This is a genomic window from Methylobacterium fujisawaense (genome assembly GCF_039619325.1).
GTDB lineage: Bacteria > Pseudomonadota > Alphaproteobacteria > Rhizobiales > Beijerinckiaceae > Methylobacterium > Methylobacterium fujisawaense.
Genome location: NZ_CP155000.1, coordinates 4,819,259 through 4,842,290 on the forward strand (window position 1 = coordinate 4,819,259; position 23,032 = coordinate 4,842,290).

General features: G+C 67.5%; 25 protein-coding genes. 10 read left to right on the plus strand and 15 right to left on the minus strand.

Features of this window, described 5'->3' with window-relative positions; translation table 11 throughout:
• Nucleotides 1-83: 83 nt before the first annotated feature.
• The 5 genes from ABC766_RS22860 to ABC766_RS22880 all read left to right on the plus strand — a co-directional run bounded on the left by ABC766_RS22860 (nucleotide 84) and on the right by ABC766_RS22880 (nucleotide 3,738).
• Nucleotides 84-1,403 carry a cation:proton antiporter gene (locus ABC766_RS22860; RefSeq protein ID WP_345819565.1) on the plus strand — a complete coding sequence of 440 codons (1,320 nt, stop codon included), beginning with the start codon at nucleotides 84-86 and terminating at the stop codon, nucleotides 1,401-1,403.
• 109 nt (nucleotides 1,404-1,512) lie between these two features.
• Nucleotides 1,513-1,692 (plus strand): hypothetical protein, encoded by a 180-nt coding sequence (locus ABC766_RS22865; protein WP_427902258.1) that lies wholly within the window; start codon nucleotides 1,513-1,515, stop codon nucleotides 1,690-1,692.
• A 3-nt stretch (nucleotides 1,693-1,695) separates the two neighbouring features.
• Nucleotides 1,696-2,913: an acetate/propionate family kinase gene (locus ABC766_RS22870; protein ID WP_345819566.1), complete on the plus strand. Its 1,218-nt coding sequence runs from the start codon at nucleotides 1,696-1,698 to the stop codon at nucleotides 2,911-2,913.
• 16 nt (nucleotides 2,914-2,929) lie between these two features.
• The gene (locus ABC766_RS22875; protein WP_075380660.1) at nucleotides 2,930-3,433 is read left to right on the plus strand and encodes a hypothetical protein; all 504 of its coding nucleotides are present in this window, start codon (nucleotides 2,930-2,932) and stop codon (nucleotides 3,431-3,433) included.
• Nucleotides 3,434-3,534: 101 nt separating this feature from the next.
• Nucleotides 3,535-3,738: a hypothetical protein gene (locus tag ABC766_RS22880; RefSeq protein ID WP_345819568.1), complete on the plus strand. Its 204-nt coding sequence runs from the start codon at nucleotides 3,535-3,537 to the stop codon at nucleotides 3,736-3,738.
• Between the two features lie 30 nt (nucleotides 3,739-3,768).
• Here ABC766_RS22880 and ppk2 read toward each other — a convergent pair whose 3' ends face one another.
• From ppk2 to ABC766_RS22900, 4 genes are all read right to left on the minus strand, one after another.
• Nucleotides 3,769-4,611 carry a polyphosphate kinase 2 gene (ppk2, locus tag ABC766_RS22885; RefSeq protein ID WP_345819569.1) on the minus strand — a complete coding sequence of 281 codons (843 nt, stop codon included), beginning with the start codon at nucleotides 4,609-4,611 and terminating at the stop codon, nucleotides 3,769-3,771.
• A 43-nt stretch (nucleotides 4,612-4,654) separates the two neighbouring features.
• Nucleotides 4,655-7,837, minus strand: a complete 3,183-nt coding sequence (locus ABC766_RS22890) for a multidrug efflux RND transporter permease subunit (RefSeq protein WP_345819570.1) — start codon at nucleotides 7,835-7,837, stop codon at nucleotides 4,655-4,657.
• A 4-nt stretch (nucleotides 7,838-7,841) separates the two neighbouring features.
• Entirely contained in the window at nucleotides 7,842-8,960 is a 1,119-nt protein-coding gene (locus ABC766_RS22895; protein ID WP_345819571.1) for an efflux RND transporter periplasmic adaptor subunit, read from the minus strand.
• Between the two features lie 216 nt (nucleotides 8,961-9,176).
• Nucleotides 9,177-9,791, minus strand: coding sequence for a hypothetical protein (locus tag ABC766_RS22900; RefSeq protein WP_345819572.1), 615 nt, complete (start codon nucleotides 9,789-9,791; stop codon nucleotides 9,177-9,179).
• Nucleotides 9,792-10,402: 611 nt separating this feature from the next.
• Here ABC766_RS22900 and ABC766_RS22905 point away from each other — a divergent pair.
• Entirely contained in the window at nucleotides 10,403-10,792 is a 390-nt protein-coding gene (locus ABC766_RS22905; RefSeq protein ID WP_345819573.1) for a hypothetical protein, read from the plus strand.
• Between the two features lie 339 nt (nucleotides 10,793-11,131).
• Here the strand turns inward: ABC766_RS22905 and ABC766_RS22910 are convergent, their stop codons facing one another.
• Complete coding sequence (locus ABC766_RS22910) at nucleotides 11,132-11,407, minus strand: hypothetical protein (protein WP_345819574.1); 276 nt, start codon at nucleotides 11,405-11,407, stop codon at nucleotides 11,132-11,134.
• 312 nt (nucleotides 11,408-11,719) lie between these two features.
• Nucleotides 11,720-12,394 (minus strand): Crp/Fnr family transcriptional regulator, encoded by a 675-nt coding sequence (locus tag ABC766_RS22915; protein WP_043350376.1) that lies wholly within the window; start codon nucleotides 12,392-12,394, stop codon nucleotides 11,720-11,722.
• A gap of 185 nt (nucleotides 12,395-12,579) precedes the next feature.
• On the opposite strand from ABC766_RS22915, the gene ABC766_RS22920 reads away from it, so the two are divergent.
• Nucleotides 12,580-13,380 (plus strand): pentapeptide repeat-containing protein, encoded by an 801-nt coding sequence (locus ABC766_RS22920; RefSeq protein WP_345819575.1) that lies wholly within the window; start codon nucleotides 12,580-12,582, stop codon nucleotides 13,378-13,380.
• An 88-nt stretch (nucleotides 13,381-13,468) separates the two neighbouring features.
• Here the strand turns inward: ABC766_RS22920 and ABC766_RS22925 are convergent, their stop codons facing one another.
• Nucleotides 13,469-14,353, minus strand: a complete 885-nt coding sequence (locus ABC766_RS22925; RefSeq protein WP_345819576.1) for an MBL fold metallo-hydrolase — start codon at nucleotides 14,351-14,353, stop codon at nucleotides 13,469-13,471.
• 140 nt (nucleotides 14,354-14,493) lie between these two features.
• Nucleotides 14,494-15,279 (minus strand): sulfite exporter TauE/SafE family protein, encoded by a 786-nt coding sequence (locus ABC766_RS22930; RefSeq protein WP_345819577.1) that lies wholly within the window; start codon nucleotides 15,277-15,279, stop codon nucleotides 14,494-14,496.
• A 200-nt stretch (nucleotides 15,280-15,479) separates the two neighbouring features.
• Between ABC766_RS22930 and ABC766_RS22935 the strand changes: the two genes are divergently transcribed.
• Nucleotides 15,480-16,250 (plus strand): TIGR01244 family sulfur transferase, encoded by a 771-nt coding sequence (locus ABC766_RS22935; protein ID WP_345819578.1) that lies wholly within the window; start codon nucleotides 15,480-15,482, stop codon nucleotides 16,248-16,250.
• Between the two features lie 92 nt (nucleotides 16,251-16,342).
• On the opposite strand, the gene ABC766_RS22940 is transcribed toward ABC766_RS22935, so the two are convergent.
• From ABC766_RS22940 to ABC766_RS22955, 4 genes are read right to left on the minus strand one after another with little or no spacing between them, the layout of a single operon-like run.
• Nucleotides 16,343-16,789 (minus strand): YeeE/YedE family protein, encoded by a 447-nt coding sequence (locus tag ABC766_RS22940; protein WP_345819579.1) that lies wholly within the window; start codon nucleotides 16,787-16,789, stop codon nucleotides 16,343-16,345.
• The gene (locus tag ABC766_RS22945; RefSeq protein WP_345819580.1) at nucleotides 16,786-17,205 is read right to left on the minus strand and encodes a YeeE/YedE family protein; all 420 of its coding nucleotides are present in this window, start codon (nucleotides 17,203-17,205) and stop codon (nucleotides 16,786-16,788) included. Before ABC766_RS22945 ends, ABC766_RS22940 begins: the two co-directional genes overlap by 4 nt.
• Complete coding sequence (locus tag ABC766_RS22950) at nucleotides 17,202-17,591, minus strand: ArsR/SmtB family transcription factor (RefSeq protein ID WP_427902259.1); 390 nt, start codon at nucleotides 17,589-17,591, stop codon at nucleotides 17,202-17,204. Before ABC766_RS22950 ends, ABC766_RS22945 begins: the two co-directional genes overlap by 4 nt.
• On the minus strand, nucleotides 17,591-18,244 hold the full coding sequence (locus ABC766_RS22955; RefSeq protein WP_345819581.1) for a peroxiredoxin: 654 nt from the start codon (nucleotides 18,242-18,244) through the stop codon (nucleotides 17,591-17,593). Before ABC766_RS22955 ends, ABC766_RS22950 begins: the two co-directional genes overlap by 1 nt.
• A 420-nt stretch (nucleotides 18,245-18,664) precedes the next feature.
• Between ABC766_RS22955 and ABC766_RS22960 the strand changes: the two genes are divergently transcribed.
• Both ABC766_RS22960 and ABC766_RS22965 read left to right on the plus strand, forming a co-directional pair.
• Nucleotides 18,665-19,216: a sigma-70 family RNA polymerase sigma factor gene (locus ABC766_RS22960; protein ID WP_345819582.1), complete on the plus strand. Its 552-nt coding sequence runs from the start codon at nucleotides 18,665-18,667 to the stop codon at nucleotides 19,214-19,216.
• Nucleotides 19,213-19,908 (plus strand): anti-sigma factor, encoded by a 696-nt coding sequence (locus ABC766_RS22965; protein WP_345819583.1) that lies wholly within the window; start codon nucleotides 19,213-19,215, stop codon nucleotides 19,906-19,908. Before ABC766_RS22960 ends, ABC766_RS22965 begins: the two co-directional genes overlap by 4 nt.
• Before the next feature lie 91 nt (nucleotides 19,909-19,999).
• Here the strand turns inward: ABC766_RS22965 and ABC766_RS22970 are convergent, their stop codons facing one another.
• From ABC766_RS22970 to ABC766_RS22980, 3 genes are all read right to left on the minus strand, one after another.
• Entirely contained in the window at nucleotides 20,000-20,563 is a 564-nt protein-coding gene (locus ABC766_RS22970) for a fasciclin domain-containing protein (RefSeq protein ID WP_043350407.1), read from the minus strand.
• Nucleotides 20,564-20,883: 320 nt separating this feature from the next.
• Nucleotides 20,884-21,192, minus strand: a complete 309-nt coding sequence (locus ABC766_RS22975; protein WP_342141843.1) for an SCP2 sterol-binding domain-containing protein — start codon at nucleotides 21,190-21,192, stop codon at nucleotides 20,884-20,886.
• A gap of 49 nt (nucleotides 21,193-21,241) precedes the next feature.
• The gene (locus ABC766_RS22980; RefSeq protein WP_345819584.1) at nucleotides 21,242-23,032 is read right to left on the minus strand and encodes an acyl-CoA dehydrogenase C-terminal domain-containing protein; all 1,791 of its coding nucleotides are present in this window, start codon (nucleotides 23,030-23,032) and stop codon (nucleotides 21,242-21,244) included.

Consider the following 23,032-nt stretch of genomic DNA (forward strand, 5'->3'; position numbering starts at 1 on the left):
TAAATACGCTTTCCGGAATGTCAAAACCGTAATCCGACAACGGTCACTGTCGCAAGACAACGGCGGCTCCATCGGTTTTGTTGATGTACCAGACCATCGCGGTCCTGTTCGCATTCGTCTTCGCCTACAGCCTCGTGGCAGTCCCGCTGGAGCGCAGTCCACTGGCCGGCGCCGTGATCTTCGCCGCCTTCGGCTTCGCTGCAGGGCCGGCCGGGTTGCGCATCATCACGGTGAACGCCGAGGCCCATCTTCTTCAACGGTTGGCCGAGTTCACGCTGGCCCTCGTACTGTTCACGGATGCCGCCAAAGCCGACCTCGGCGTGCTGCGACGCTCATACGCGATCCCCGGACGTCTCCTGCTCATCGGATTGCCGCTTACAATCCTGTTCGGCTTCCTGGTCGGTATCATTCTGTTCCCGGAATTGGGCTTCCTCGAATGCGCCCTTCTCGCGACGATCCTGGCGCCGACGGATGCGGCCCTCGGAAAGGCAGTGGTCACGAATCCGGACCTTCCGGGCCCGGTGCGCGAAGGGCTGAATGTGGAGAGCGGCCTGAATGACGGCATCTGCGTCCCGGTCCTTCTGATCTTCCTTACGCTCGCCGCGGGATCCGATCCGGGGCGGCCCCCGCTGGATCTTGCGGTCCACCATTTCGGCACGGAGATCGGTGTCGGCCTCGTCGTAGGCGGTGGGTTGGCCGTTCTGGGCGTCGGAGCCCTGCGCTATGCCGGCAATCGCGGCTGGATCGGCTCGGCTTGGCGGCAACTCCCCGCGGTGGCGCTCGCGCTTACGGCGTTCGCGGCCGCGCAGGCTCTGGGCGGCAGCGGCTTCATTGCATCCTTCGTCGGCGGCCTCGTCGCCGGTGGCATGGCGCGGCACCGCGTGGTCAAGCACGAGCTGCTCTGCGCGGCCGAGGGGGCCGGCGACGTCCTCGCCCTGTCGACCTGGGTGCTCTTCGGGGCCGTCGTGATCGCGCAGGTCCCGCAGCGGCTGACCTGGGCGGTCATCGTCTACGCGGTCTTGAGCCTCACCGTGATCCGCATGCTTCCGGTCTGGCTGGCTCTGACGGGCACGGGCCTGAAGACGGACGGCAAGCTGTTCATCGGCTGGTTCGGTCCGAGAGGGCTCGCCAGCGTGGTCTTCGCCGTCATCGTGCTCGCGGCCGATCTTCCCGGACGTCAGGCCCTGACGACGACCGTCGCGGCCACCATCATCCTCAGCATCCTCGCGCACGGCTTGACCGCGAACGCGCTCACCGCAGCCTTCGCGCGCCGCGCCACCGCCGCCGATCCGGGGCAAGCCGGCAAGGCTCCGTCGGCCGGTCTTGAGACGGCCCCTGAACGGAGCGTCGCGCGCCGACAGGGGCCACATGCTGTCTCGGCCGATCAAGCGGGCGACCGTTGACGCCATACACTGCGGTGCGCTTCGGCGAGCAAGGGCGCCTGATCCTTGATCTCGCTCAAGGGGGCGCTGGCGAAGCGGCGTACTGTCTCTCCCGCCAGGAGAATTCACGATGCCGACTTTGGCTCCCGCACGGCCATCGTCTGACACGCGCCGCCACGAGAAGGACGATCGGCTGATCGCGGCCGCGCAGGCGCTGCCGGAGCTTCGGGTGGCGGTCGCCCATCCCTGCGCCGTGGCCTCCCGTTTCGTCGCCGGGCAGCGGGCAACGCGTCTGATGCCCAAGGTCTAGCCGATGACCCCGGTCCTGCTCGTCCTGAATGCGGGCTCGTCGAGCCTCAAATTCCAAGTCTTCGCCCTCGGCGATGGCGAAGAGCCGCAGCGTCTCTTCCGGGGCCTGTTCGAGGGGCTGCGTGAAGCGCCCCATCTGCGGATCCGTGATCGGACCGGCACGACCGTGGCCGACGAAGACTTCGGCAGCGACGGGGCGTTCGGCCACGAGGACGCGCTCCTGCACGTGGCCGCCTGGATGCGCGCGCACAGTGGCGGCTTCGAGCTGGTCGCCGTCGGGCACCGGATCGTCCACGGCGGGATGACCTATTGCGAGCCCGTGCGCGTGACTGCGGAGGTCCTGGAGGCCCTGGAGCGCCTCGTGCCGCTGGCTCCCCTCCACCAGCCGCACAATCTCGAACCGATCCGCATCTTCCGGCGGCGCTTTCCCGATCTGCCCCAGGTCGCCTGCTTCGACACGGCCTTCCATGCCGGTCAACCGGAGATCGCCCGGCTTTTCGCCCTGCCGCACGCGATGATCGAGGGCGGTGTGCGCCGCTACGGCTTCCACGGCCTGTCCTACGCCTACATCGCCTCCGTGCTGGCGGAGTATGATCCCGCCCTTGCGGCCGGACGCGTGGTCGTGGCCCATCTCGGCAACGGCGCCAGCCTGTGTGCGCTGAACCGCGGCGCCAGCGTCGCCACGACGATGGGCTTCTCCGCCCTCGACGGGCTACCCATGGGAACGCGCTGCGGCAGCCTCGATGCCGGCATCGTGTTCTACATGCTCCGCGAGATGAAGCTCGGCCCGGCCGAGGCGGAGCGCATGCTCTACACGCAGTCGGGCCTGCTCGGCGTGTCGGGGATCTCGAACGACATGCGCACGCTGCGCCGCGTCGCGGCGCGCGAGCCCGATGCCCGCCGAGCCATCGACCTGTTCGTCTACCGGATCGGTCGTGAACTCGGCTCCCTCGTCGCCGCACTGGGCGGCATCGACGCCCTCATCTTCACGGCCGGCATCGGCGAGAACGACGCCGCCACCCGTGCGGAGGTCCTGCGGGGTGCCGCCTGGGCGGGATTCGAACTCGACGACGCGGCCAACGCCTCCGGCGGCCCCCGCGTGAGCCGAGGTCCCGGGCCGACCGCCTGGGTCATTCCGACGGACGAGGAACTGATGATCGCGCGCGGCACGCGCGCCGTGTTGTCTCGGCCCAGGAGCAGCCGGCCGCAGCCGGCGCTTTGAACAACGGGAGCTTGCCATGGACGCCGTGAGAACCAGGTCGCCGGCCGATCTCGAACTCGCCGACGAGACCTTCATGTCGGCCGCCGAACTCGGTGCCTACACGGCCAAGTTGAAGGCCGCCAAAGCCATGAAGGCGCTGAAGGCCGAGGACCAAGCGAGCCAGGCGCGGGCCGAGCTGATCAAGACTCTGTCCAAGACCATCGAGCTCACGCCCGAGAAGGTCCAGGAGATCACGCGGCCTCTCCTGCACAAGCTCCGGGTCGCGGCCGAGCAGGGCAAGAACGAGTTGCTGGTCATGCGTTTCCCGAACGCGATGTGCACCGACAGCGGGCGAGCCATCAACAATGCCGAGGCGGACTGGCCCGACACCCTGACCGGGCGGCCCCGGCAGGCATACGAGTTCTGGCGCGAGCGACTGCGCCCCCTCGGCTATGGCTTGTCGGCGATGATCGTCGACTGGCCCGACGGCATGCCGGGCGATGTTGGTTTCTTCCTGACCTGGGAAAAACTCCACGTGTGATTCAGGACGCCCCGGGATGGCGATCATGACCGAGCAGCGGACACAGACGGCCACCTCAGCGGGTGAACGACCTGCGCTCCCGGATCTCTTCGCGTTGCTGAGTGCTGGCCGAGGTCACGGCGAAGCGGGTGACGATCCTGGCCGCGCGGGTTCTCTCCGTCGAGGAGCTGAACGGCGACCAGATCGACGCGGAGATCCTACAGCTCCAGACGCAGCCGGATGCGACGCGTGACGAGGCGATGCGGGCCCGTTTCGATGTCTCGATCGCCCGGCTCGAAGAGTTCAAGGCCGGGCTCGGGTTTTGAAGAGCCGATGTCCGGGTGCGCTGCGTCCCGTCAGTGCAGTTCCGGAACGAAATGCCCCTTGGTGAGAGTGTCGTCGTACGCCTTGTCCTTGAGGCGTTTCGGCAAGACCACGGCCTCGCGCTTCACTTCCCCGTAGGGGATCAGGCGCAGCAGATGGGCGATGCAGTTGAGACGGGCGCGCCGCTTCTCGTCTGAGCGGACGATATGCCAGGGCGCCTCATCGATATCGGTCGCCGCCAACATCTCGTCCCGGGCGATCGAGTAGTCGTACCAGCGACTGTAGGACTCGAGGTCCATGGGACTGAGCTTCCACTGCCGGAGAGGATCATCGATCCGGGCCAGGAAGCGGCGCTTCTGCTCCTTCCGGCCGACTTCGAGCCAGAACTTGATCAGCTGCGTTCCGCCGCCCACGATAAAGCGCTCGATCCGCGGACACAGATCGAGGAAGCGGCGATATTCCGCGTCGCTGCAGAACCCCATGACGCGCTCGACGCCCGCGCGGTTGTACCAGCTCCGGTCGAAGATCACGATCTCGCCGGCCGCCGGGAAGTGCTCGATGTAGCGCTGAATGAACATCTGGGTCTTCTGCCGGTCGGAGGGGGCCGGCAGCGCGGCCACGCGAAACACCCGCGGGCTCACCCGCTCGGTGAGCGCCTTGATCGTGCCGCCCTTGCCGGCAGCGTCACGTCCCTCGAAGACCACGACGATGCGCGCGCCGGATCTGCGGACCCAGTCCTGCAGATGGCAGAGCTGCACCTGCAGCGCGCGGAGTTCCCGCTCGTACGCCTTGCGCTTGAGCTTGGGCTGCGCCAGCCCCTCGTCGGTGGCTTCGTCGTCGGTCTCGAGCTCCTGTGCCCGCGTCGCATCGTCCATCACCGCCCAGCCTCCTCATCCTGCCCGGCTCGACCGCGCACGGTCACTCGGCCGGCATGTGCTCCTGCGTTCCGGCCGGCTCCGCCGCCGCGTCGTGCCGCGTCCCGTTCCCGCCCAGAAGGCCCCAGGCCCGCTCACGCAGGCTCTGGAACAGCACGTAGAGGGGCGGGATCACGAAGATCCCGATGAAGGACGCGGCGATCATTCCGCCGAAGACGGGCGTCCCCACGTTGCGCCGCGCGAGTTGCGAGGCGCCGGCGGCGATGACCAGCGGAAACAGGCCGAGGATGAAGGCGAAGGAGGTCATCATCACGGGCCGGAAACGCAGGCGCGCGCCCTCGGTCGCCGCCTCGTGGAGCGGCACGCCCCGATCGCGCTGCTCCTTGGCGAACTCGACGATCAGGATGCCGTTCTTGGCTGCGAGTCCGATCAGCACCACCATGCCGATCTGCGCGTAGAGGTCGAGGGTGAGCCCGCCCCACACCATCGCCGCGTAGGCGCCCAGGATCCCGACGGTGACCGACAGCAGCACCGGGACGGGGATCGTCCAGCTCTCGTAGAGGCCGACCAGGAACAGGAATGCGAACAGGACGGCGAAGCCGAGGATGATCGCGGTCTTGCCCTCGGCCCGCTTCTCCTGGAACGCCGTGTCGGTCCACTCGCCCGCGAACCCCGCCGGCAAGGTGCGGCCCGCGACCGCCTCCATGGCGGCGAGCGCCTGGCCCGACGAGATGCCCGGCGCCGGAGAGCCCTGCACGGTGACCGCCCGCAGGTTGTTGTAGCGGATCAGCGCCGGCGGTCCGACCACGATCCGCGCTTCCGCGAGGGAGCGCAGCGGCACCATCTCGCCGTCCTTGTTGCGCACGTTGATGCGGTAGATGTCGTCGATCCGAGTGCGATCGGCGGCCTCGGCCTGGACCTGCACCTGCCACGTGCGGCCGAACAGGTTGATGTCGTTGACGTAATAGCCGCCCAGCGAGGCCTGCAGCGCCTGGAACACGTTCTCCAGCGGGACCCCGAGGATCTGGACCTTGTTGCGGTCGATGTCGAGAAACACCGAGGGGTTCGTGGCCGAGAACGTGCTGAAGACGCGGTTGAGCTTCGGCTCGTCGTTCGCCGCCACGATCAGCCCGCGCACGACCTGGGCGAGGTCTTTCGGATCGCCGCCGCGCAGGTCCTCCAGGACGTAGGCGAAGCCGCCGCCGGTGCCGAGGCCGATGACGGGAGGCGGCGCCAGGGGCACCACGGTCCCGCCCGGGATGTCCCGGAACTGACGGCCGAGCCGGGCGATCACGGCCGCCGCCCCGTCCGCGGCGCCGGTGCGTTCCTCGAACGGCTTGAGAGTCACGACCAGGAAGGCCGCGTTGCCTTGCGAATAGTTGTCGATGAAGTTGAGGCCGATCACCGATGTCGTGTCGGCGACCACGTGCTCCTGCCGCAGGATCGCCTCGGCATGCGCCACCACCTCGGCGGTGCGTCCCACCGCGGCGCCCTCGGGCAGCTGCACCACGACGAAGAAGGCGCCCTGATCGTCCTCGGGTAGAAAGCCGGTGGGGGTCATCTTGGCCAGCTGCAGCGTGCCGTAGGCGGCCGCGCCGGCGAGTACGAGCCCGATCACCGAGAAGCGCACGATCCGCGCCACCACGGCACCGTAGCCGTCGCGCACCCGGTCGATCGCCCGCATGACGACGCCCATGATCCCGCGGCGGGGACCCTGATGCGGCCGCAGAAGCACGCCGCACAAAGCCGGCGACAGGGTCAGCGCGTTGACGGCCGAGATCAGCATCGCGACCGCGACGGCGACCGCGAATTGCCGGAAGAGCTCGCCGGAGATGCCGGGGACGAAGGCGACCGGCACGAAGACCGAGAGCAGCACCAGGGTGATGGCGATGATCGGCGCCGTGATCTCGGCCATCGCCCGCTTGGTGGCCTCCCGCGGGGAGAGATCGGGATGCTCCTCCATCACGCGCTCAACGTTCTCGACGACCACGATGGCGTCGTCGACGACGATGCCGATGGCCAGCACCAGGGCGAGGAGCGAGACGGAGTTCGCCGAGTAGCCCACCGCCTTCAGGGCGATGAAAGTCCCGATCAGGCTCACCGGCACGGCGAGCGTCGGGATGAGCGTCGCGCGCAGGCTGCCGAGGAACAGGAACACCACCACGACGACGAGCACGAAGGCTTCGATCAGGGTCTTGCGGACCTCGCGCACCGTCTCGGTGATGAAGGTGGTCGGGTCGTAGGTGACTTTCCAGGCGAGCCCCTCGGGGAAGGACTTGGCCAGCGCGCCGACCCGGGCCTGGACTTCCTTCAGGGTCGCGAGGGCGTTCGCGCCGGGGGACTGGTAGATCGCCACCACCGTGGCGGGGCTCCCGTTCAGCCGTGTCTCGCGGTCGAGATTGGCGGCGCCGAGCTCGATGCGGGCGACGTCCCCGAGCCGCAGCACGGACCCGTCCGGATTCGTGCGCAGGATGACGTTGCGGAACTGCTCCGCGGAGTTCAGGCGCCCCTGCGTCTGGATGCTGAGCTGGAGCTGCTGCTCGTCCGAAATCGGGCGTGCGCCGATCCGGCCCACGGGAGCCTGCACGTTCTGCGTGCGGATCGCTGCGATGACATCGCCCGTGGTCAGGTTGAGACCGGTGAGCTGGTCGGTCCGCACCCAGGCCCGCATCGCGTAATCCTGCGGCCCCCACAGGGTCGCGTCGCCGACGCCGGGCGTGCTCTTGATGCGGTCGAGCAGGTTGATCGTCACGTAATTCGAGATGAAGAGCGGATCCTGCATGCCCTTGGGCGAGTAGACCGCCAGCACGCCCAGCAGCGCGGAAGATTTCTTCTTGACCGTGACACCCTGCTTGCGGACGTCCTCGGGCAACTTGGCCAAGGCGATCTGAACCCGGTTGTTGACGTTGACGGCGTTGATGTCCGGATCGGTGCCGAGTTCAAAGGACCCGGTGAGCGTGTAGCTGCCGTCGTTGCCGCTGACGCTCTTCATGTAGATCATCTTGTCGACGCCCACGACCTGAGACTCGATGGGCTGTGCGACGGTCGATTCCACCACCTCGGCGGAGGCGCCGGGATAGGTCGTCGTCACCGAGACCTGGGGCGGCACGATGTCGGGGTACTGGGCCACCGGGATGGTGAACAGCGCCAGCGCTCCGGCGATCGACGTGACGATCGCGATCACCACCGAGAGGCGCGGCCGGTCGACGAAGATCGCCGAGACCATGGCGTCAGATCCTGCCGGCCGACTGGGCGATCGGGTTCGCCTGCACGGTGATTCCGGGCCGCACCCGCTGCAGGCCGTCGACGATGACGAGCTCCCCGGCCGACAGGCCCTCGTCGATGACGGCATCCGGGCCGGTACCGGCGGAACCGAGTTTGACGCGCCGGGTCACGGCCCGCCCGTCCTCGACGACGAAGACGTAGACCCCGCCCTGGTCGGCGATGAGCGCCGCTTGCGGGACGACGATCTTCTGCTCGGGTTCCCCAATCTGAAGGGCGACCTGGACCAACTGCCCGTCGCGCAGCACGCCCGCCGGGTTCGGCATGACCGCGCGCACCAGGACCGTGTCGGTCGTGCGGTCGACGCTGATGTTGACGAAATCGACCCGTCCCACCTGACCGTATTCCGATCCGTCCTGGAATCGGATCCGGATGTCGACCTTGCTGCGGTCGGGGCTTTTCGCGCCCTGCTGGTAGCGCAGGAACTCGCGCTGGCTCACCGGGAAGGTGACGTAGATCGGGTCCTGGCTGACGATCGTGGTCAGCACGCCGCTGTCGGGCCCGACGACGTTGCCCTTCGTCACGCTCGTTCGGCCGATCTGGCCGGCGATGGGGGCGGTGATATCGGTGTAGCCGAGGTTGATGCGGGCGGTCTGGAGATTGGCCTCGTCGCCCGTCACGGCGCCCTTCGCCTGATCGAGGGCGGCCCGTGCTTGATCGCGGGCAACGACGGTCCCCGAATTCCGGTCGAGCAGCTCCTGTGCCCTCTGCAGTTGGATGGCGGCCAGAGCCTGCGCCGCCCTGCCGCGCTCCAGGGCGCCTTCGGCTTGCCTGACGGCGGCCACGAACAGATCGCGCTCGATCCGGTACAGAGGGGCCCCTGCCTTCACCGGATCGCCCTCCTTGAACAGGACCGCCTCGAGATAGCCGGTCACGCGGGCGCGCACCTCGACGCGCCCCACCGCCTCGACCCGGCCGACGAAGTCCAGCGCCCTGTCCAAGGCCTTGCGCTGCGCCGTCACCGTTCCGACCGCCAGCGCGGCAGGGGGCTCTCCCTCGCCACGCGCCGAGGGGCCGGGACCGGTGATCAGCAGGGTAACCAGCACGAGAAGGGGGACGCGGACCATCGCAAAGCCTTGCCGCACCGTCTCTCGGCTGCGGGGTGGTATTCTGGCAGCTTTCCGCGGGATCGCTTGATCGAGCAGGACGCGTCCGAGCCGGAGCTGCGGCCTCCCCAAGCGCGTTTCGGTCCGTGACCGACGCTCCCGCATGAAACGCCCCGTGCCAGGGTGAGCGTGGTCGTGCGCGCTGGCCGCGTGGCGGCTGCCGCGACATCCGGCGCTTCAGCCCCGTCCGGCCTCGTCCTGATCCGGCAGGTCCAGGTGACTCCCGTCGCGAAACAAGAGCGCCTGCAACCGCCCAGGGCCGAGCACGCGGCCAAGCTCTCGAAACGTGAAATACGGGATCAGGGCGACCGACATGATCAGGACGACGGACGCCCAGCCGAGGGCGCCCCCGCCGCCGATCATCGGCACGCTCTCAACCAGCGTCTTTCCCCGCCAGAGCCCGATTGCCATATCCTCAAGAACGTAGAAACAGACCATCAGCAACGCGAAGAGCGCGGACCGGGTCAGGATCGGATAGAGCAGGGGACTGCGTCGAACGGCTGTCCGCGTGTCGAAATGCTCGGCAATCAGCGTGATCTTCGCGAGAATCCATGCATTGAGGAAAGCCAATCCATAAAATCTATAGACGATGCCGTGACGCGATAGGACGGCATGCTCGTGCAGGATCAGAATGCCGAATATGACCCACAAATAAATGAATATGCCGATAAAACTCTTCAGTTCTGCAAAAATTCTTGTTCCGATCCCTTTCATTCGATTGCGGCGGTTGGATTTCGGATGATCCGATGCGTCGGCATCGCTTTCCGAAATGCGAGGGTGTGAAGTGATCATGGTTCGATCCAGCGACCGAGCGTCAGGCTATTGTCGGCGCCTTGGGGCGATGTGTCGTCCTTTCAAGGTGTTTCACGGTGAAGCCCGTCCGATGGCTCGCGTCTCGATCTATGCCTGACGCGGAACGGACGCGCGGCTGGATGCGACACCCGCCGGACAATTTTCGACAGGGTTCCTGTCTGGCCGCTCCGCGGTATTGGCCAAGCCCCATATTGGATTTGACGCAGTGCGAGCCTGTTCAGGATTGCAGACATTCGCGTGGGCGGCTTGATCGGGTGAGACGTCGTGAATTCGAGGGAGCACCCGATTCATGGCGTGTCTGCTTTCCGGCTCCGATCGCGATCGTATGCCGGCCGATGTGGTTCGACCGCGCCATCCCGGCGTTCGGCAGCGCCGCTCGGCAAGGCGTTGCCGGGGTCTGACGGGTGCGTTGAACCTGTCGGAACGCCGCCGCGGACCGGTCTTGCCCCCGCAACATCCGGGCGCTGCTGGGAGGGCACCGACACCAAAACATCAAGATTGTCCCAAATCATCAAGCATCAAATTCGGCTTGTCTCTATGTAAACATTCGTATTGATCTTGGCTTTTGCTGCAAGGCTTCGGAGGGCGTCATGATTGCTCGTCGGTTACCTGCGCTGTCGGCCTTGTCCGGAGCCATGCTCGCGGCCGTAAGCTGCTTCGCCTGCTTTCCGGCATCTGCCCAACCGCTCATCGTCAGGGTCAATCCGCGTCTGGCCCAGCAAGGTGTCCTCATGTTCGGCAACGAACCCGGCACGATCCAAACGCTTTTCGACACGGGGCCGCGGTATAGCGATCCGAGCGGTGTGCGCGTCGGCCGGGGCAGTCAAATTCCGGGATGGCTGGAACTCGGAGCGTTCCAGAACGTCGCGATGCCCGGCCTGAACCCGGTCGGCTACTACGGCTATTACATTTCTCCCGATGATCGCGCGGTCATCGTCGACCTGGATTCGCGTCAGGTCGTACAGGCTCTCCGTCGGTGAAGAGAGGGACCTGCCTAGATCCGCGGCGCCTGGAACTTCCCTGACGGGTCAAGTTGGGCGGCGCGCCGTCGAAACTCCCGGGGATGAGGCCACCAAGCCATTTCCAGCGCGACGAGGGCGCGAGCCGGAACAGGGGCCCGACCGACGGGATCGTTCGGCCGCCCGACCTTGCCGGATGCCCGGTCTTCGAGACGGGAAGCCGCTCTCCGCCCGGGGCCAGGGGCGGCCGATAGCGCTTCCGGATCGGCGCGCCGGTCGGGTCGCATTGTGACGCGCGCCCGTCGTGAGGCAAAGGTCAAGCTTCGTCTGGCGACCCGGGTTCGGGTGTCTCTCACAGGATCAGTGCAAGCGCTGACTGTGACGATGATAGAGATTGAACAGCAGCAAACCACATATCGCCGCTGCATTCACGAAGAGGGCCCAGCCATAGCTGGTGATATGGGGCGCCACAGGATACTCGATCGCGCCGAGGCCCAGCAGTAGGCCGAAGCCTGCCATGGCTGAAAAAATACCAGCGAATACAATCATATCCGCCTCCAAAAGTATTTTTTCCTTACGCTTCACCGTTCGAAGCGATTTCATTAAACTATTATCAGGGTGGACGAGCATACTCAAGAGGTGTTTATCCGGTTCCACGAGGCGGTGCGCGCCCAGGGCTTGCAGACATGCGAGCAAGGCCAAGCTGTCGCGACGCTTATGAAGTCTTCAATCCACCTTTTCTCGGTCCCGCCCGTCGCGATCGGGGCGCGTGCGACGTTCAACCTGCGCCAATGATCGCACTGGCCGATACGAGGCCCCGCCACGCGTTGGCGCGTGACGGTCACATCCCGTGCCGGGCCAGCGCGAGGAAGTCATCGGATGGGACTGGAAGCGGCCGGTCCGTCCCGCAGGGCCCGACCGCCAGGCTGATCCGAATGGCCCGGCAGGTCACCGCCGGCCGGCCGCTGCCAAGCTGGTTCGGTCGACGATCTCGACGGCACCCCGTCGCAACGCGATCAGACCGGCCTCGGCCCATTGGGCCAGGATGCGGCTCACCACCTCGCGCACGCTGCCGATGTCGTCCGCGAGCTTCTGGTGGGTTACGGCGGCCACGCCCTGCGGACCGGCTTCGGACAGAAGCCGCTGGGCGAGCCGCTGTTTGAGCGGCGAGAACGCGACCTCGTCGATCAGCGTGAACAGGCCGGTCATCAGCCGCGTGTAGTCGCCGAGAACAAAGCTGCGGAAGGCTGCGCTTTCACCCATCAGGTGTTGGAAGGTGCCAACCGGAAGGGCTGCGAGTTCGGTTCTCTCCTCGGCCACGCTCTGAGCCGGGAAAGTGCCGCCGGACAGGAGGCACTGCGTCGTCAGCGCACAGGTGCCGCCCGGCCCGACCTTGTAGATCAGAACCTCACGCCCGCTCTCCGACATGCGAAAGATACGCGTCCGTCCTTCGAGACACATCAGGTAGTGGGCGCACTCGCCATGGAGTTCGTAGGCCGTCGCGCCGGCCTCGAGCACCGGGAATTGCACGGTGCCCCGCGCGATCTGAAGATGCGCGGAACTGAGCGCCTGAATCGGAGGAAAGCGCGCGATCCAGCGCTCGAGCTTCTGCGCGTCCGTCATGGCTGGCGTCGTTCTCCGGCCGTGACGACGGGCTGATCGTCCGGCACGTGGTGCGTGTTTCTCCCGCCACGTCGGACTTGTGTGACCGGGGTCACCGACCGGGCGCGGCGGCTCGGGATAGCATTGCGGCACACTGAACACGATATGGACGCCAGCGTTGCGTGGCGTCTGCCGGGAGTGAACCGATGCGCCGTCTCGCCTTCAGCTTCATGATCGCTGCCCTTGCCGCCGGCCCTGCCGCGGCCGAACAGGATCTGCTGCTCGGAGCCGACATGGCCTCCCCCGCGATGACGAAGGCCGAGATGGGCCGCGCCGACATCGAGGCGATGATCAGGGCCTCGGACGGCAAGCCCCTCGACCTGCACGACAAGGCGTTGTCGGGCCTCGACCTGTCCGGGCTGGACCTCCGGGGCGCCAACCTGCGGACGGCGCGCCTGAACGGCACCAATCTCCGCGGGGCGGATCTCAGCGGGGCGAACCTCGAACAGGCGTGGTTCCTGAAAGCCGATCTCTCCGGCGCGAAACTCACCGACGCGAGGATGTTCGGCATCACCGCCCGGGATGCCAACCTGAGCGGCGCCGATCTCAGCCGATCCACGCCGATCGGCGACTTCAAAGGCGCCAATATGAGCGGTGCGACGCTGGTTGACCTCAAAGGCGGTGCCGACATCAGGAACCAGTCCATGGGCCTGATGCGGGCGGTGTTCACTTCGGTGAACCTCTCAGGGGCGAACCTCAAAGGGGCCGACCTGGGCCGGTCGCGCCTGGAATATGCCGACCTTAAGGATGCCGACCTGACCGACGTGGTGCTGATGGGCTCGGACCTGTCCGGTGCGAACCTGACCGGTGCCACGGTCGCCGGCGCGGACTTCAAGAACGTCGATGTCAGCGGCGCCAAACTGATCGACCTCAAGGGCGAGGCCGGCGCCAAAGGCTGGGCCCAACGCGTGAATGCCGACCGCGCCGTCACCCGGGTTTCCCCGTGAAGCGCCAATCGGCGGCCGCTCCGGCCGGCTCCGTGGATCGAGACATCGGAGGCCGTTGGCCGTCCGGGCTCACGAGCCCGGCGTGCCGTTACAGCCCGGCCTCGGCCCCGCCCTTCAGCTTGACCGGGATGGTCAGGTAGCGGACGCCGTTCGCCTCCGCCGGGGGGAACTTGCCGGCGCGGATGTTCACCTGGATCGATGGCAGCAGCAGGCGCGGCGCCGCAAGCGTGGCGTCGCGGGCGGTTCGCATCGCGGTGAACTCCGCCTCGGTCACACCCTCCTTCACGTGGACATTGCGTGCGCGCTGCTCGCCCACCGTAGTCTCCCAGGCGTAAACGTCGCGCCCGGGTGCCTTGTAGTCGTGGCACAGATGCAAGACCGTCTCGGGTGGCAGCGCGAGGAGCTTGCGGATCGAGCGGTAGAGGGCGTGTACGTCGCCGCCGGGGAAATCCGCACGCGCGGTGCCGAAATCGGGCATGAACAGCGTGTCGCCGACGAAGACATGGTTGCCGATGCGATAGCAGATATCGGCCGGCGTGTGGCCGGGCGTGTAGAGCGCCTCGACGGCGAGATTGCCGATGTGGAAGGTTTCCCCGTCGGCAAAGAGGCAATCGAAATCGCTGCCATCGGTCTTCAAATCCGTGGCATTGAAGACCGGACGGAAGATTTTCTGAACGTCCTTGATGTGCTCGCCGATGCCGATCCGCGCGCCGGTCTTCGCCTTCACAAAGGGTGAGCCGGACAGATGATCGGCATGGGCGTGGGTCTCCAGCGTCCAGACCACCGAGAAGCCCGCCTCCTCGGCCGCCTTCAGCATCGCCGTGACGGAGCGCGTGTCGACGCTGCCGCCATTGTGGTCGTAGTCGAGCACGGGATCGATGAAGGCGGCCTGTTTGGTCTCGGGATCGGCCACGATGTAGCTCACCGTATTGGTGGGCTCATCGAAGAAGGCGCGGATGACGGGTTCGGTCATGTGATCTCTCCTGTCGGCGTCGGGCGTTCCGGGATTGACGCGTGGCGGATCTGGCTGCGGCAGATGCGGATCTCAGCGGACGTGGCGGCCGGGCTGGCGCCCGCCAGCCCGGCCCCGCGCAAGTCCCGCGCCCGCACCGCTCACGGAGCTGCGGCGAAGGCACTGCCATTGCGGTAGAGCATGAAACCGGCGACGCCGAAGATCACGGTGGCAAAGACTGTATTCAGCGCGCCCTTGTAGCCGGCGAGTCGGTTGGCAAGGCGCATGCCGAGGACGCCGCCGGCAAGGCCACCGGCTATGAACTCGCCCGCGACCGCCCAATCGACCAGGCCCGACAGGGCGTAATTCAGCGCGGTCGCGAGGCCGAAGGCGCCGACCGCGAGCAGCGAGGTGCCGACCGCTGTGATGAGCGGCATGCCGGTCGCGAAGACGAGGCCCGGCACGATCAGAAACCCGCCTCCGATCCCAAAGAATCCCGATAGCATGCCGACCGCAAAGGCGACGGCCACCACTCTTCCGCTCGGTGTCGGGCCGCAGCCGACCGGCTCGGCCGAGCCCTCCTGTCGGGTCCGGCCCCGCAGCATGTGGATGCCGACGATCACCATCAGAAGCGCAAAGAGGAACACCAGGCGCTGTCCGTCCACGGCCTTGCCCAGGGATGACCCGACGAGGGCGCCCAGGATGCCGACGAGGGCGAAGACAAGGGCGCAGCGCCAGCGCACGTTGCCGGCCCTGGTGTGCCCGATGAGCGTCAGGAACGCGTTGGCCGCGACCGCGAGCGCCCCTGTCCCGATGGCGAGGTGCGGTTGGGCAATGCCCACCACGTAAAGCAGCAGCGGCGTTGCCAGGATCGAGCCGCCGCCGCCGATCAGCCCGAGCGTAAATCCGACCCCTGCGCCGGAAAGAACAGCAGGAAGAGCACTCATCTGCAGTGTCTCTCCGATCTTCCGCTAGACCGACATCCGACGGGCGGCAAGGCAGGACGTGCCCTGAGTCGTCGTTCATTTCAATTAAAAATATATCGATAGGCCCGAGCCTGAGTCTCTCCGCGCATATGACGATCTGTTGCCGCTGCTGTCAATATGTGATCTTGTCGATTCATCCAATCATATACGCATAATATAGAATGATGGATGCGACGATGGAATCAAACCGCCTGACGCCGGATCTGTCGGTCGCGGGGCAGATCTTTCCTGGCGATCTCGTGCGTATCGCGCAGGCCGGCTTCCGGGCCGTGATCTGCAATCGCCCGGACGGAGAGGGCGTGGATCAGTCGAATTTCGCGGAGATCGAGGCCGCTGCTCACGCCGCGGGGCTCGAGGCCCACGATCTGCCCGTCGTGTCCGGCAAGGTCTCCGACGAGAACGCGGCGGCATTCGGCGTCGCGCGCGCGGCGTTGCCCAAGCCTCTCCTCGCCTATTGCCGCACGGGGATGCGTTCGGCGACGCTGTGGTCGTTCGACGAGGGGGCCCGCGGCCGTCCTCTGCCGGAGATCCTGTCAACGGCGAAGGCAGCCGGCTACGACCTGTCCGGCGTTGTCGGGCGCATCGCCGCGGGCGGCCGCATCCGGAAGGCATCGGCCGATCTGTTCCAGAGCGTGGTCGTCATCGGCGGTGGGGCCGGCGGCATCGCCGTGGCGGCCAGTCTCAAGGCGCGCAAGCCCGATCTCGACATCGCGCTGATCGAGCCCGCCGATGTGCACTATTACCAGCCAGGCTGGACCATGGTCGGCGGCGGAGTCTTCTCGCCCGCCGTCACAGCCAGGACCATGGCCTCGCTGATTCCCACAGGCGTGCGCTGGAGCCCCGCTTGGCTGATCGACGGCACGAAGCCGAGCCGCTGGCGTGGCTGCTCAAGGAACGGATGCTGCCCCGGCTGTACTGGAAGGCTATGCTGAAGGGCCGAGAGTGGATGGCGAAGCCGCAGCGAGCCGAACGGGTCGCCTGATCGGGGAGGCCGGTGCTCGCCTACGGGCTGGCGCCTCCGCCCTCAGCGGCTCACGACGATTGGTCCCTTCGAGCGCGGGGCGGTGAACCGGAAGAGCAGCATCCCGGCGAGCATCGCCGCAACGAACAGCGCGACCTCCGGCAGGCCGAGTGTCAGACCGGCCAGGGCCGGGCCGGGGCAGAAGCCGGCGAGCCCCCAGCCGATTCCGAACAGGACGGCGCCGCCGAGCAGGCGGGCATCGACGCTCCGGTTCGCCGGTATCTCGAACCGGTCCGCGAGGGCAGGCCGGGGCATCTGGGCCTTGACCGCGTATCCGAGGGCCGAGACGCCGACGGCCCCGGCCAGGACGAAGGCGAGGCTGGGATCCCAGGCCCCCGCGACATCGAGGAAGCCCAGCACGCGTGCGGGGTCCATCATGCCCGACAGGGCGAGCCCCGCTCCGAAGAGCAGGCCGCTCGCGAAGGCTGCGAGGAGGCGCGGGGTGTTCATCGGACCAGGCCGTGCCGAACGAGGAAAACGGTGATGATCGCGGCGGCCATGAACGTCGCGACTGCTGCGAGAGAACGCGGCGAGAGCCGCGCGAGGCCGCAGACCCCGTGACCGCTGGTGCACCCCGACCCCAGACGCGTCCCGAGCCCAACCAGAAGCCCGCCCCCGACGAGCATCGGCCAGGAGGCATCGATGCGGACTTGTGGCCAATGGCCCGCCGTCGCTCTGAACAGGGCAGGGCCGGCGAAGAGCCCCACGATAAAGGCCACCCGCCAAGCCCAATCCCGAGAGGCCGGGCCGAGCAATCCGCCGACGATGCCGCTGATCCCCGCGATGCGGCCATTGGCGAGGAGCAGCAGGGCCGCCGAGGCGCCGATCAGGGCACCACCGGCGAGGGGGGCGAGAAAGGCATTCATGGCGCGTCTCCGATCTGGCCGAACATCGCGGCCTGCCCGAGGGCCCGTTCGCGCGCGTCGGGGCCGCGCGCCGCCAGGCGCCGCTGCGGGCGGTTGACGATCAAGATATCCTCGATCGCATCGAGGAGCGCACGCGTGCGGGCCTCCGTCAGGCTGTAGAATACGACCTTGTGCGCGCGCCGTGTGGTGACGGTACCGGCGTTGCGCAATTCGCCGAGCTGCTGCGACAGGGTCGGCTGACGGATGCCGAGGCGCTGCTCGATGTCCGAAACCGAGCGCTCGCCCTCCGTCAGCAGGTAGAGGATGCGCAGCCGGTTGGGGTTTGCGACGAGCTTGAGCAACTCGGCGGCCGCGCTCGCCTTGGTTTCGTCCGTGCCGGGTGCCATCAGACGCTTTCCAACCTGTAATACCAATCGGTCCCGCAGCCGCCGATCTCTTCGCTCGTCATCGGTGGATTCGCCAGCACCGGCTCGCCCGGTTGCCATCCCTCCGGCGTCGAGACGTCGGCCGCATCGGAGGCCTGAAGCGCCCTCACAAGCCGCAGGATCTCGGCGACGCTGCGCCCTACCGTCAGCGGGTAGGCCACGAGGGCGCGCACGATCCCCTCCGGATCGATGACGAACGTGGTGCGCACCGTGGCGCTCGACGCCGCTCCCGCCGGCAGCATGCCATAGGCACGGGCGATGCCCATGGCCGGATCCTCGACGATCGGGAACGGCATTCGCACGCCGAAACGCTGCTCGATGCTCTGTTGCCACGCCAGGTGCGACGACAGGCTGTCGACGGAGAGGGCGAGGAGGTCGCAATCCAGGGCCTGGAAAGCCTCGTGGGCCCGGGCGAAAGCCACGAACTCGCTGGTGCAGACCGGCGTGAAGTCCGCGGGATGCGAGAAGAACACCAGCCAGCGGCCCCGATAGGACGAGAGCGTGCGCGGGCCCATCGTGGTGCGGGCCCGGAAGTTCGGTGCGCCGTCCCCGATAATGGGCGGACCGGCGGGGTGAGGCGCGGCGGTGACGCCACTGTCGATATCGATAGCCATGAAGCGACCTGAGGGAAGCGCGGCTCTGACCGCTAACTGGTCGAACCGGTCAATCTCGATTTTATATGGATCACTGCTTCAGACAACGCGAAATATGGATTGACGCACGGGCGATGCCGGGAGGGCCATGGCTCAGCGTCATGCGCCGTGTCTTGGGACGTTTCGAGGCTTGCGCGAATTTGCGCCGCGAACCGGCCTTCAGCGAAGGTCGATCTCTCCGCCCCTCGGTGGCCACGCCAGCACCACCGGGCGAACAAGCACGCCGCCGCCCTGTGACCTGGACCGGCGGCCGGATCGTCCGTGTGTGGCGCCCCCTCCGGCAGCCCGCAGGGGGATCGTCAGAGTCCCGAGGCTTGGTCTAAGAGCATCGTCCGGGAGGGCGTCCGATGGCAGGCGCCTCGAACTATGCGGGGGCCCATATTGGCCGACGACGCCACGCTGCGCCGGCTGCTTGCAGGAATCGCTCGAGGGGAGGCGGACCGGCTCGCTGAACTCTACGATGTCTCAAGCCCGAAACTTTACGGGCTGATCCTGCGTATCCAACGCGACCGCGGCTTGGCCGAGGACGTACTCCAGGACGTCTACATGCGGATCTGGCAGGCAGCGGGCAGCTATCGGCCGGAAGCCGGGCCGCCGCTGCCCTGGCTTATTACCATCGCACGGAACCGCGCCATCGATAGCGTACGCCGGAAGGCGGAGGTGCAGGGGCAGGAATTGGACAGCGGCGAGGATTGGGTGGACCTGCTGATCGATCCGCACGACGAGGCGGGCGCGTTTCAAGACCGCAATGCCCTCGTGGCATGTCTCGGCCGACTCGAACCGTCGCACCGGGATTGCGTCGTGCTGGCCTATTGTGAGGGGCGCTCGCGTGAGGAACTGGCCGCACGGTTCGATCGTCCCGTGAACACGATCAAGACCTGGCTCCACCGGGCGCTCGCCGCCTTGAAGACCTGCCTGGAGACGGTGTCGTGAGCGGTACGAGAGCGCCAGACCCCGACGATCCCGATCTGCGTGCGGCCGAGTACGTCCTCGGAACGCTCGACGCGCAGGAGCGTGCGGCCATGGAGGGCGAGGCCGCGCGCGATCCGGTCGCACGGGCACGGATCCAGGCTTGGGAACGCCGCCTCGGCCCGCTCGCGATGGTGATCCCCGTCGAGACGCCGCCGCCGCATGTCCGCGCTGCACTCTTGCGGAGGCTTCCGGCGGCGGGACGCGTGGAGCTGCATCAAATCGAAGCCCTGCGCTCCCAGCTTCGGCGGTGGCGGGTTGCCGCGGGCGGGGCCGGGCTGCTGGCGGCTGGCCTCGCTTTGGTCCTGACGCTCGGACCCTGGCAGAGGCCGTCGGATGGCCGCTATCTGGCCGTGGTGCAGGGCGGGGGAACGCTCCCGGCGCTGATCGTGCGCGTCGACACACGCACTGGCGTCGCAATGGTGAGGCCCGTCAGCGCCGAGGCACCCGCGGATCGAAGCCTGGAAGTGTGGTATGTCGGTGCCCAGGGGCCGCGGCCGCTCGGCCTTGTCGGCACGGCGGCGAGCCAGATGAAGCTGCCGGCGGGGGCCGCTCCGGATGGCGTGATCGCAGTCTCGGTGGAGCCGCCCGGCGGCTCGCCCACCGGCCAGCCGACAGGTCCGGTGGTCTACACCGGCAAGCTCATCGCGGACTGACGCGATCTCGGCAGCCGCAGCGGTCAACATTTGCGAGAAATCGGCGTCGGCAGCCGGATCAGGGCCGCCGACGCCGGACCGTCCGGGTGGATCAGGGCATCAGCACCGCATTGACGACGTGGATGACGCCGTTCGATTGCATGACGTTCGGAATGGTCACCGTGGCGGTGTTGCCCTTCACGTCGGTCACATAGACCTTCTTGCCCTGCACCTCGACGGCGAGAGGCTCGCCCGCCACCGTGGTGAGCGTGCCCTGTCCGCCGCCCTTCTTGGCGAGCGCCATCAGATCCTTGGCGGTGTAGACACCCGGGACCACGTGGTAGGTCAGGATCTTCGTCAGCGTCGCCTTGTTCTGCGGCTGGACGAGGTTCTCCACCGTGCCCGGCGGCAGCTTGGCGAAGGCGGCGTTCGTGGGGGCGAACACCGTGAACGGACCCGGACCGTTCAGCGTGTCGACCAGGCCGGCGGCCTTCACGGCGGCGACCAGCGTGGTGTGATCCTTCGAGTTGACCGCGTTCTCGACGATGGTCTTCTGGGCATACATCGGCGCGCCGCCGACCATCGGGTTCTTGGCGTAGGCTGCGCTGCTCGCTCCGAGACCGAGCGCGAGGGCCAGAGCAAGCGCCTTCATGCGGTGGCTGTTCGCTGTGGGCATCGTTTTTCCTTCCATCCGACCCCGACGCAGGGGTAGCACCCGCCCTTACGGGGGCGCCGGACGGAAAGTTTCGTAGCGGTCGCAGACCGGCGCCGGTCGGCTCGGCGGCGCTCCCCCTTAATGGGAGCATGGCCATCGTCGTGTCGGCGATGGGCCCCCGGAGCCGCCGGCCTTCACGCGGGTCTCGATGTCGCCACCGCGACCCAAGCGGCGGGCACCTGCACCGCCACGGCTCATTCTTCGGACGGTCTCGCGGATCCTCCGGTGGCGCCTCCCGCGATGGCCGGGTGCGGATGAGGGGGGCGCACCCGCAGGGACGGCTACTGATCGAGCAGACCGGCGAGCTTCAGCGCCACGCCCTGCGAGCCCTGCACCTTAAGGCGGCCGGTCGAGAAGGCCATCATCGGGCTGAGCCGGCCCTCCACGAGCTTGAGCAGATTGTCGGAACTCAAGCGCATCACGGCATCGGCCTCGCCCTCTTCGGCGATCGACAAGGCGACCGTGCCGCCGGTGGCGTCGAGCAGGATGCCGCCGCCATCGGTGAGGTCGAACCGCACCCGGTATCCGAGCGTGCTCAGGGCCCCCGACCGTTCCTCGATCGAGTCGACCAGCAAGCCGAGATCCGCCATCCGTTCCACTCCATCAGTCGCATGAGGATTCCCCGGAGGTCCGGGGCGGTCAGAACATCGCCTCGTCGAGGGCCATCATTGCGCCCTTGCCGGACTTGATCGCCGCCAGCAGGCCGGCCACCTGGGGCAGGATGCGCTCGATGAAGAAGCGGGCGGTGGCGAGCTTGGCCTCGTAGAAGTCCCGCTCCGGCGTTCCGTCGGCCAGCGCCGCCTGCGCCACCTTGGCGGCGCGCACCCACATGAAGCCGAGCGCCACCAGGCCGAACAGCCGCAGGTAATCGGTCGCGGCGGCGCCGGCCTCGTCCGGATCCTTGAGGCCCCGTTGCGCGATGTGGGCGGTGGCGAGCTGGAGCGCACCGAACGCCTTGGACACGGGCAGGGCGAGGGGCGCCAGGGCATCGTCCTCCAGCGCCGCGTCGAGGAAGGCGAGGACCGGATGGAAGAAGCCGCGCAGCAGCCGGCCGGCATGGGCCGGGAGCTTGCGGCCAACGAGGTCGAGGGCCTGCACGCCGTTGGTGCCCTCGTAGATCATCGAGATCCGGGCATCGCGGACATACTGCTCCATGCCGTGGTCTCGGATGAAGCCGTGGCCGCCATAGACCTGCAGGCCGATGCTGGCCGCCTCGAAGCCGAGATCGGTGAACAGCGCCTTCACCACCGGCGTCATCAGGGCCGAGAAATCCTCCGCCCGCCGCCGTTCGGCCGGATCGGGATGGCGCTCCATCACGTCGAGGCTCCGGGCGACCCAGCCGCCGAGCGCCCGGGCGCCCTCGTTGTAGGCGCGGATCGTCATCAGCATGCGCCGCACGTCCGGATGTACGATGATCGGGTCTGCGGCCAGGTCCGGCCGCTTGGCACCCGAGAGCGCGCGCCCCTGCAGGCGCTCGCGGGCATAGGCGACGGCGCCCTGGTAGGCCGCCTCGCCGGCGCCCAGCCCCTGGATTCCCACCGACAGGCGCTCGCTGTTCATCATCGTGAACATCGCGCGCATGCCTTTGTGCGGCTCGCCGACGAGCCAGCCGACGGCGTCGTCGAAGGAGAGCTGGCAGGTGGCCGAGGCCTTGATGCCCATCTTATGCTCGAGGGCGCTGCAGGTGACGCCGTTGCGCGCCCCCGGCGTCCCGTCCGGCGCGGGCAGGAATTTCGGCACCAGGAACAGGCTTATGCCCTTCACGCCCTTGGGGGCATCGGGCAGCCGCGCGAGGACGAGGTGCACGATGTTCTCGGTGAGGTCGTGATCGCCCGCCGAGATGAAGATCTTCGAGCCGGTGATCCGGTAGGAGCCGTCGTCCTGCGGCACCGCGCGGGTCCGCAGCAGGCCGAGATCCGTGCCGCAATGGGCCTCGGTCAGGCACATGGTGCCCGACCACGTGCCGTCGACGATCTTGGGCAAATAGGCCGCCTTCAGCGCCTCCGACGCATGACCGGCGATCGCCTTGTAGGCACCGTGGCTCAAGCCCGGATAGAGCCCGAAGGACAGGTTGGTCGAGCAGATCATCTCCTCGACGAGCTTGTTGATCGTCTCCGGCAGGCCCTGGCCCCCATAGGCGGGGTCGGAGCCCATCGCGGTCCAACCGCCCGCGCGGAACGCCGCGTAGGCCTCGGGAAAACCCTTCGGCGTCCGGACGACGCCGTTCTCCAGGCGGCAGCCCTCCGCGTCACCGGAGGCGTTGAGCGGCAGGAGCCGCTCGGTGCAGAACTTCGCCGCTTCCTCGAGGATGGCGTCGGCGACGTCGGGCGTGATCTCCTCCAGGCCGGGCAGCGGCTCGGAACCCGGATCGGCGTGCAGTTCGTGGAGCACGAAGCGCATTTCGCGCAGCGGGGCCTTGTAGGTCTGCAT

What these genes read in the sequence shown, in the direction of transcription:
- ABC766_RS22860 (WP_345819565.1), top strand. Translation starts at nt 84, where the DNA reads ATGTACCAGACCATCGCGGTCCTGTTCGCATTCGTCTTCGCCTACAGC.
- ABC766_RS22865 (WP_427902258.1), top strand. Translation starts at nt 1,513, where the DNA reads ATGCCGACTTTGGCTCCCGCACGGCCATCGTCTGACACGCGCCGCCAC.
- ABC766_RS22870 (WP_345819566.1), top strand. Translation starts at nt 1,696, where the DNA reads ATGACCCCGGTCCTGCTCGTCCTGAATGCGGGCTCGTCGAGCCTCAAA.
- ABC766_RS22875 (WP_075380660.1), top strand. Translation starts at nt 2,930, where the DNA reads ATGGACGCCGTGAGAACCAGGTCGCCGGCCGATCTCGAACTCGCCGAC.
- ppk2 (WP_345819569.1), bottom strand. Translation starts at nt 4,611, where the DNA reads ATGGACGATGCGACGCGGGCACAGGAGCTCGAGACCGACGACGAAGCC.
- ABC766_RS22890 (WP_345819570.1), bottom strand. Translation starts at nt 7,837, where the DNA reads ATGGTCTCGGCGATCTTCGTCGACCGGCCGCGCCTCTCGGTGGTGATC.
- ABC766_RS22895 (WP_345819571.1), bottom strand. Translation starts at nt 8,960, where the DNA reads ATGGTCCGCGTCCCCCTTCTCGTGCTGGTTACCCTGCTGATCACCGGT.
- ABC766_RS22900 (WP_345819572.1), bottom strand. Translation starts at nt 9,791, where the DNA reads ATGATCACTTCACACCCTCGCATTTCGGAAAGCGATGCCGACGCATCG.
- ABC766_RS22905 (WP_345819573.1), top strand. Translation starts at nt 10,403, where the DNA reads ATGATTGCTCGTCGGTTACCTGCGCTGTCGGCCTTGTCCGGAGCCATG.
- ABC766_RS22915 (WP_043350376.1), bottom strand. Translation starts at nt 12,394, where the DNA reads ATGACGGACGCGCAGAAGCTCGAGCGCTGGATCGCGCGCTTTCCTCCG.
- ABC766_RS22920 (WP_345819575.1), top strand. Translation starts at nt 12,580, where the DNA reads ATGCGCCGTCTCGCCTTCAGCTTCATGATCGCTGCCCTTGCCGCCGGC.
- ABC766_RS22925 (WP_345819576.1), bottom strand. Translation starts at nt 14,353, where the DNA reads ATGACCGAACCCGTCATCCGCGCCTTCTTCGATGAGCCCACCAATACG.
- ABC766_RS22930 (WP_345819577.1), bottom strand. Translation starts at nt 15,279, where the DNA reads ATGAGTGCTCTTCCTGCTGTTCTTTCCGGCGCAGGGGTCGGATTTACG.
- ABC766_RS22935 (WP_345819578.1), top strand. Translation starts at nt 15,480, where the DNA reads ATGATGGATGCGACGATGGAATCAAACCGCCTGACGCCGGATCTGTCG.
- ABC766_RS22940 (WP_345819579.1), bottom strand. Translation starts at nt 16,789, where the DNA reads ATGAACACCCCGCGCCTCCTCGCAGCCTTCGCGAGCGGCCTGCTCTTC.
- ABC766_RS22945 (WP_345819580.1), bottom strand. Translation starts at nt 17,205, where the DNA reads ATGAATGCCTTTCTCGCCCCCCTCGCCGGTGGTGCCCTGATCGGCGCC.
- ABC766_RS22950 (WP_427902259.1), bottom strand. Translation starts at nt 17,591, where the DNA reads ATGGCACCCGGCACGGACGAAACCAAGGCGAGCGCGGCCGCCGAGTTG.
- ABC766_RS22955 (WP_345819581.1), bottom strand. Translation starts at nt 18,244, where the DNA reads ATGGCTATCGATATCGACAGTGGCGTCACCGCCGCGCCTCACCCCGCC.
- ABC766_RS22970 (WP_043350407.1), bottom strand. Translation starts at nt 20,563, where the DNA reads ATGCCCACAGCGAACAGCCACCGCATGAAGGCGCTTGCTCTGGCCCTC.
- ABC766_RS22975 (WP_342141843.1), bottom strand. Translation starts at nt 21,192, where the DNA reads ATGGCGGATCTCGGCTTGCTGGTCGACTCGATCGAGGAACGGTCGGGG.
- ABC766_RS22980 (WP_345819584.1), bottom strand. Translation starts at nt 23,032, where the DNA reads ATGCAGACCTACAAGGCCCCGCTGCGCGAAATGCGCTTCGTGCTCCAC.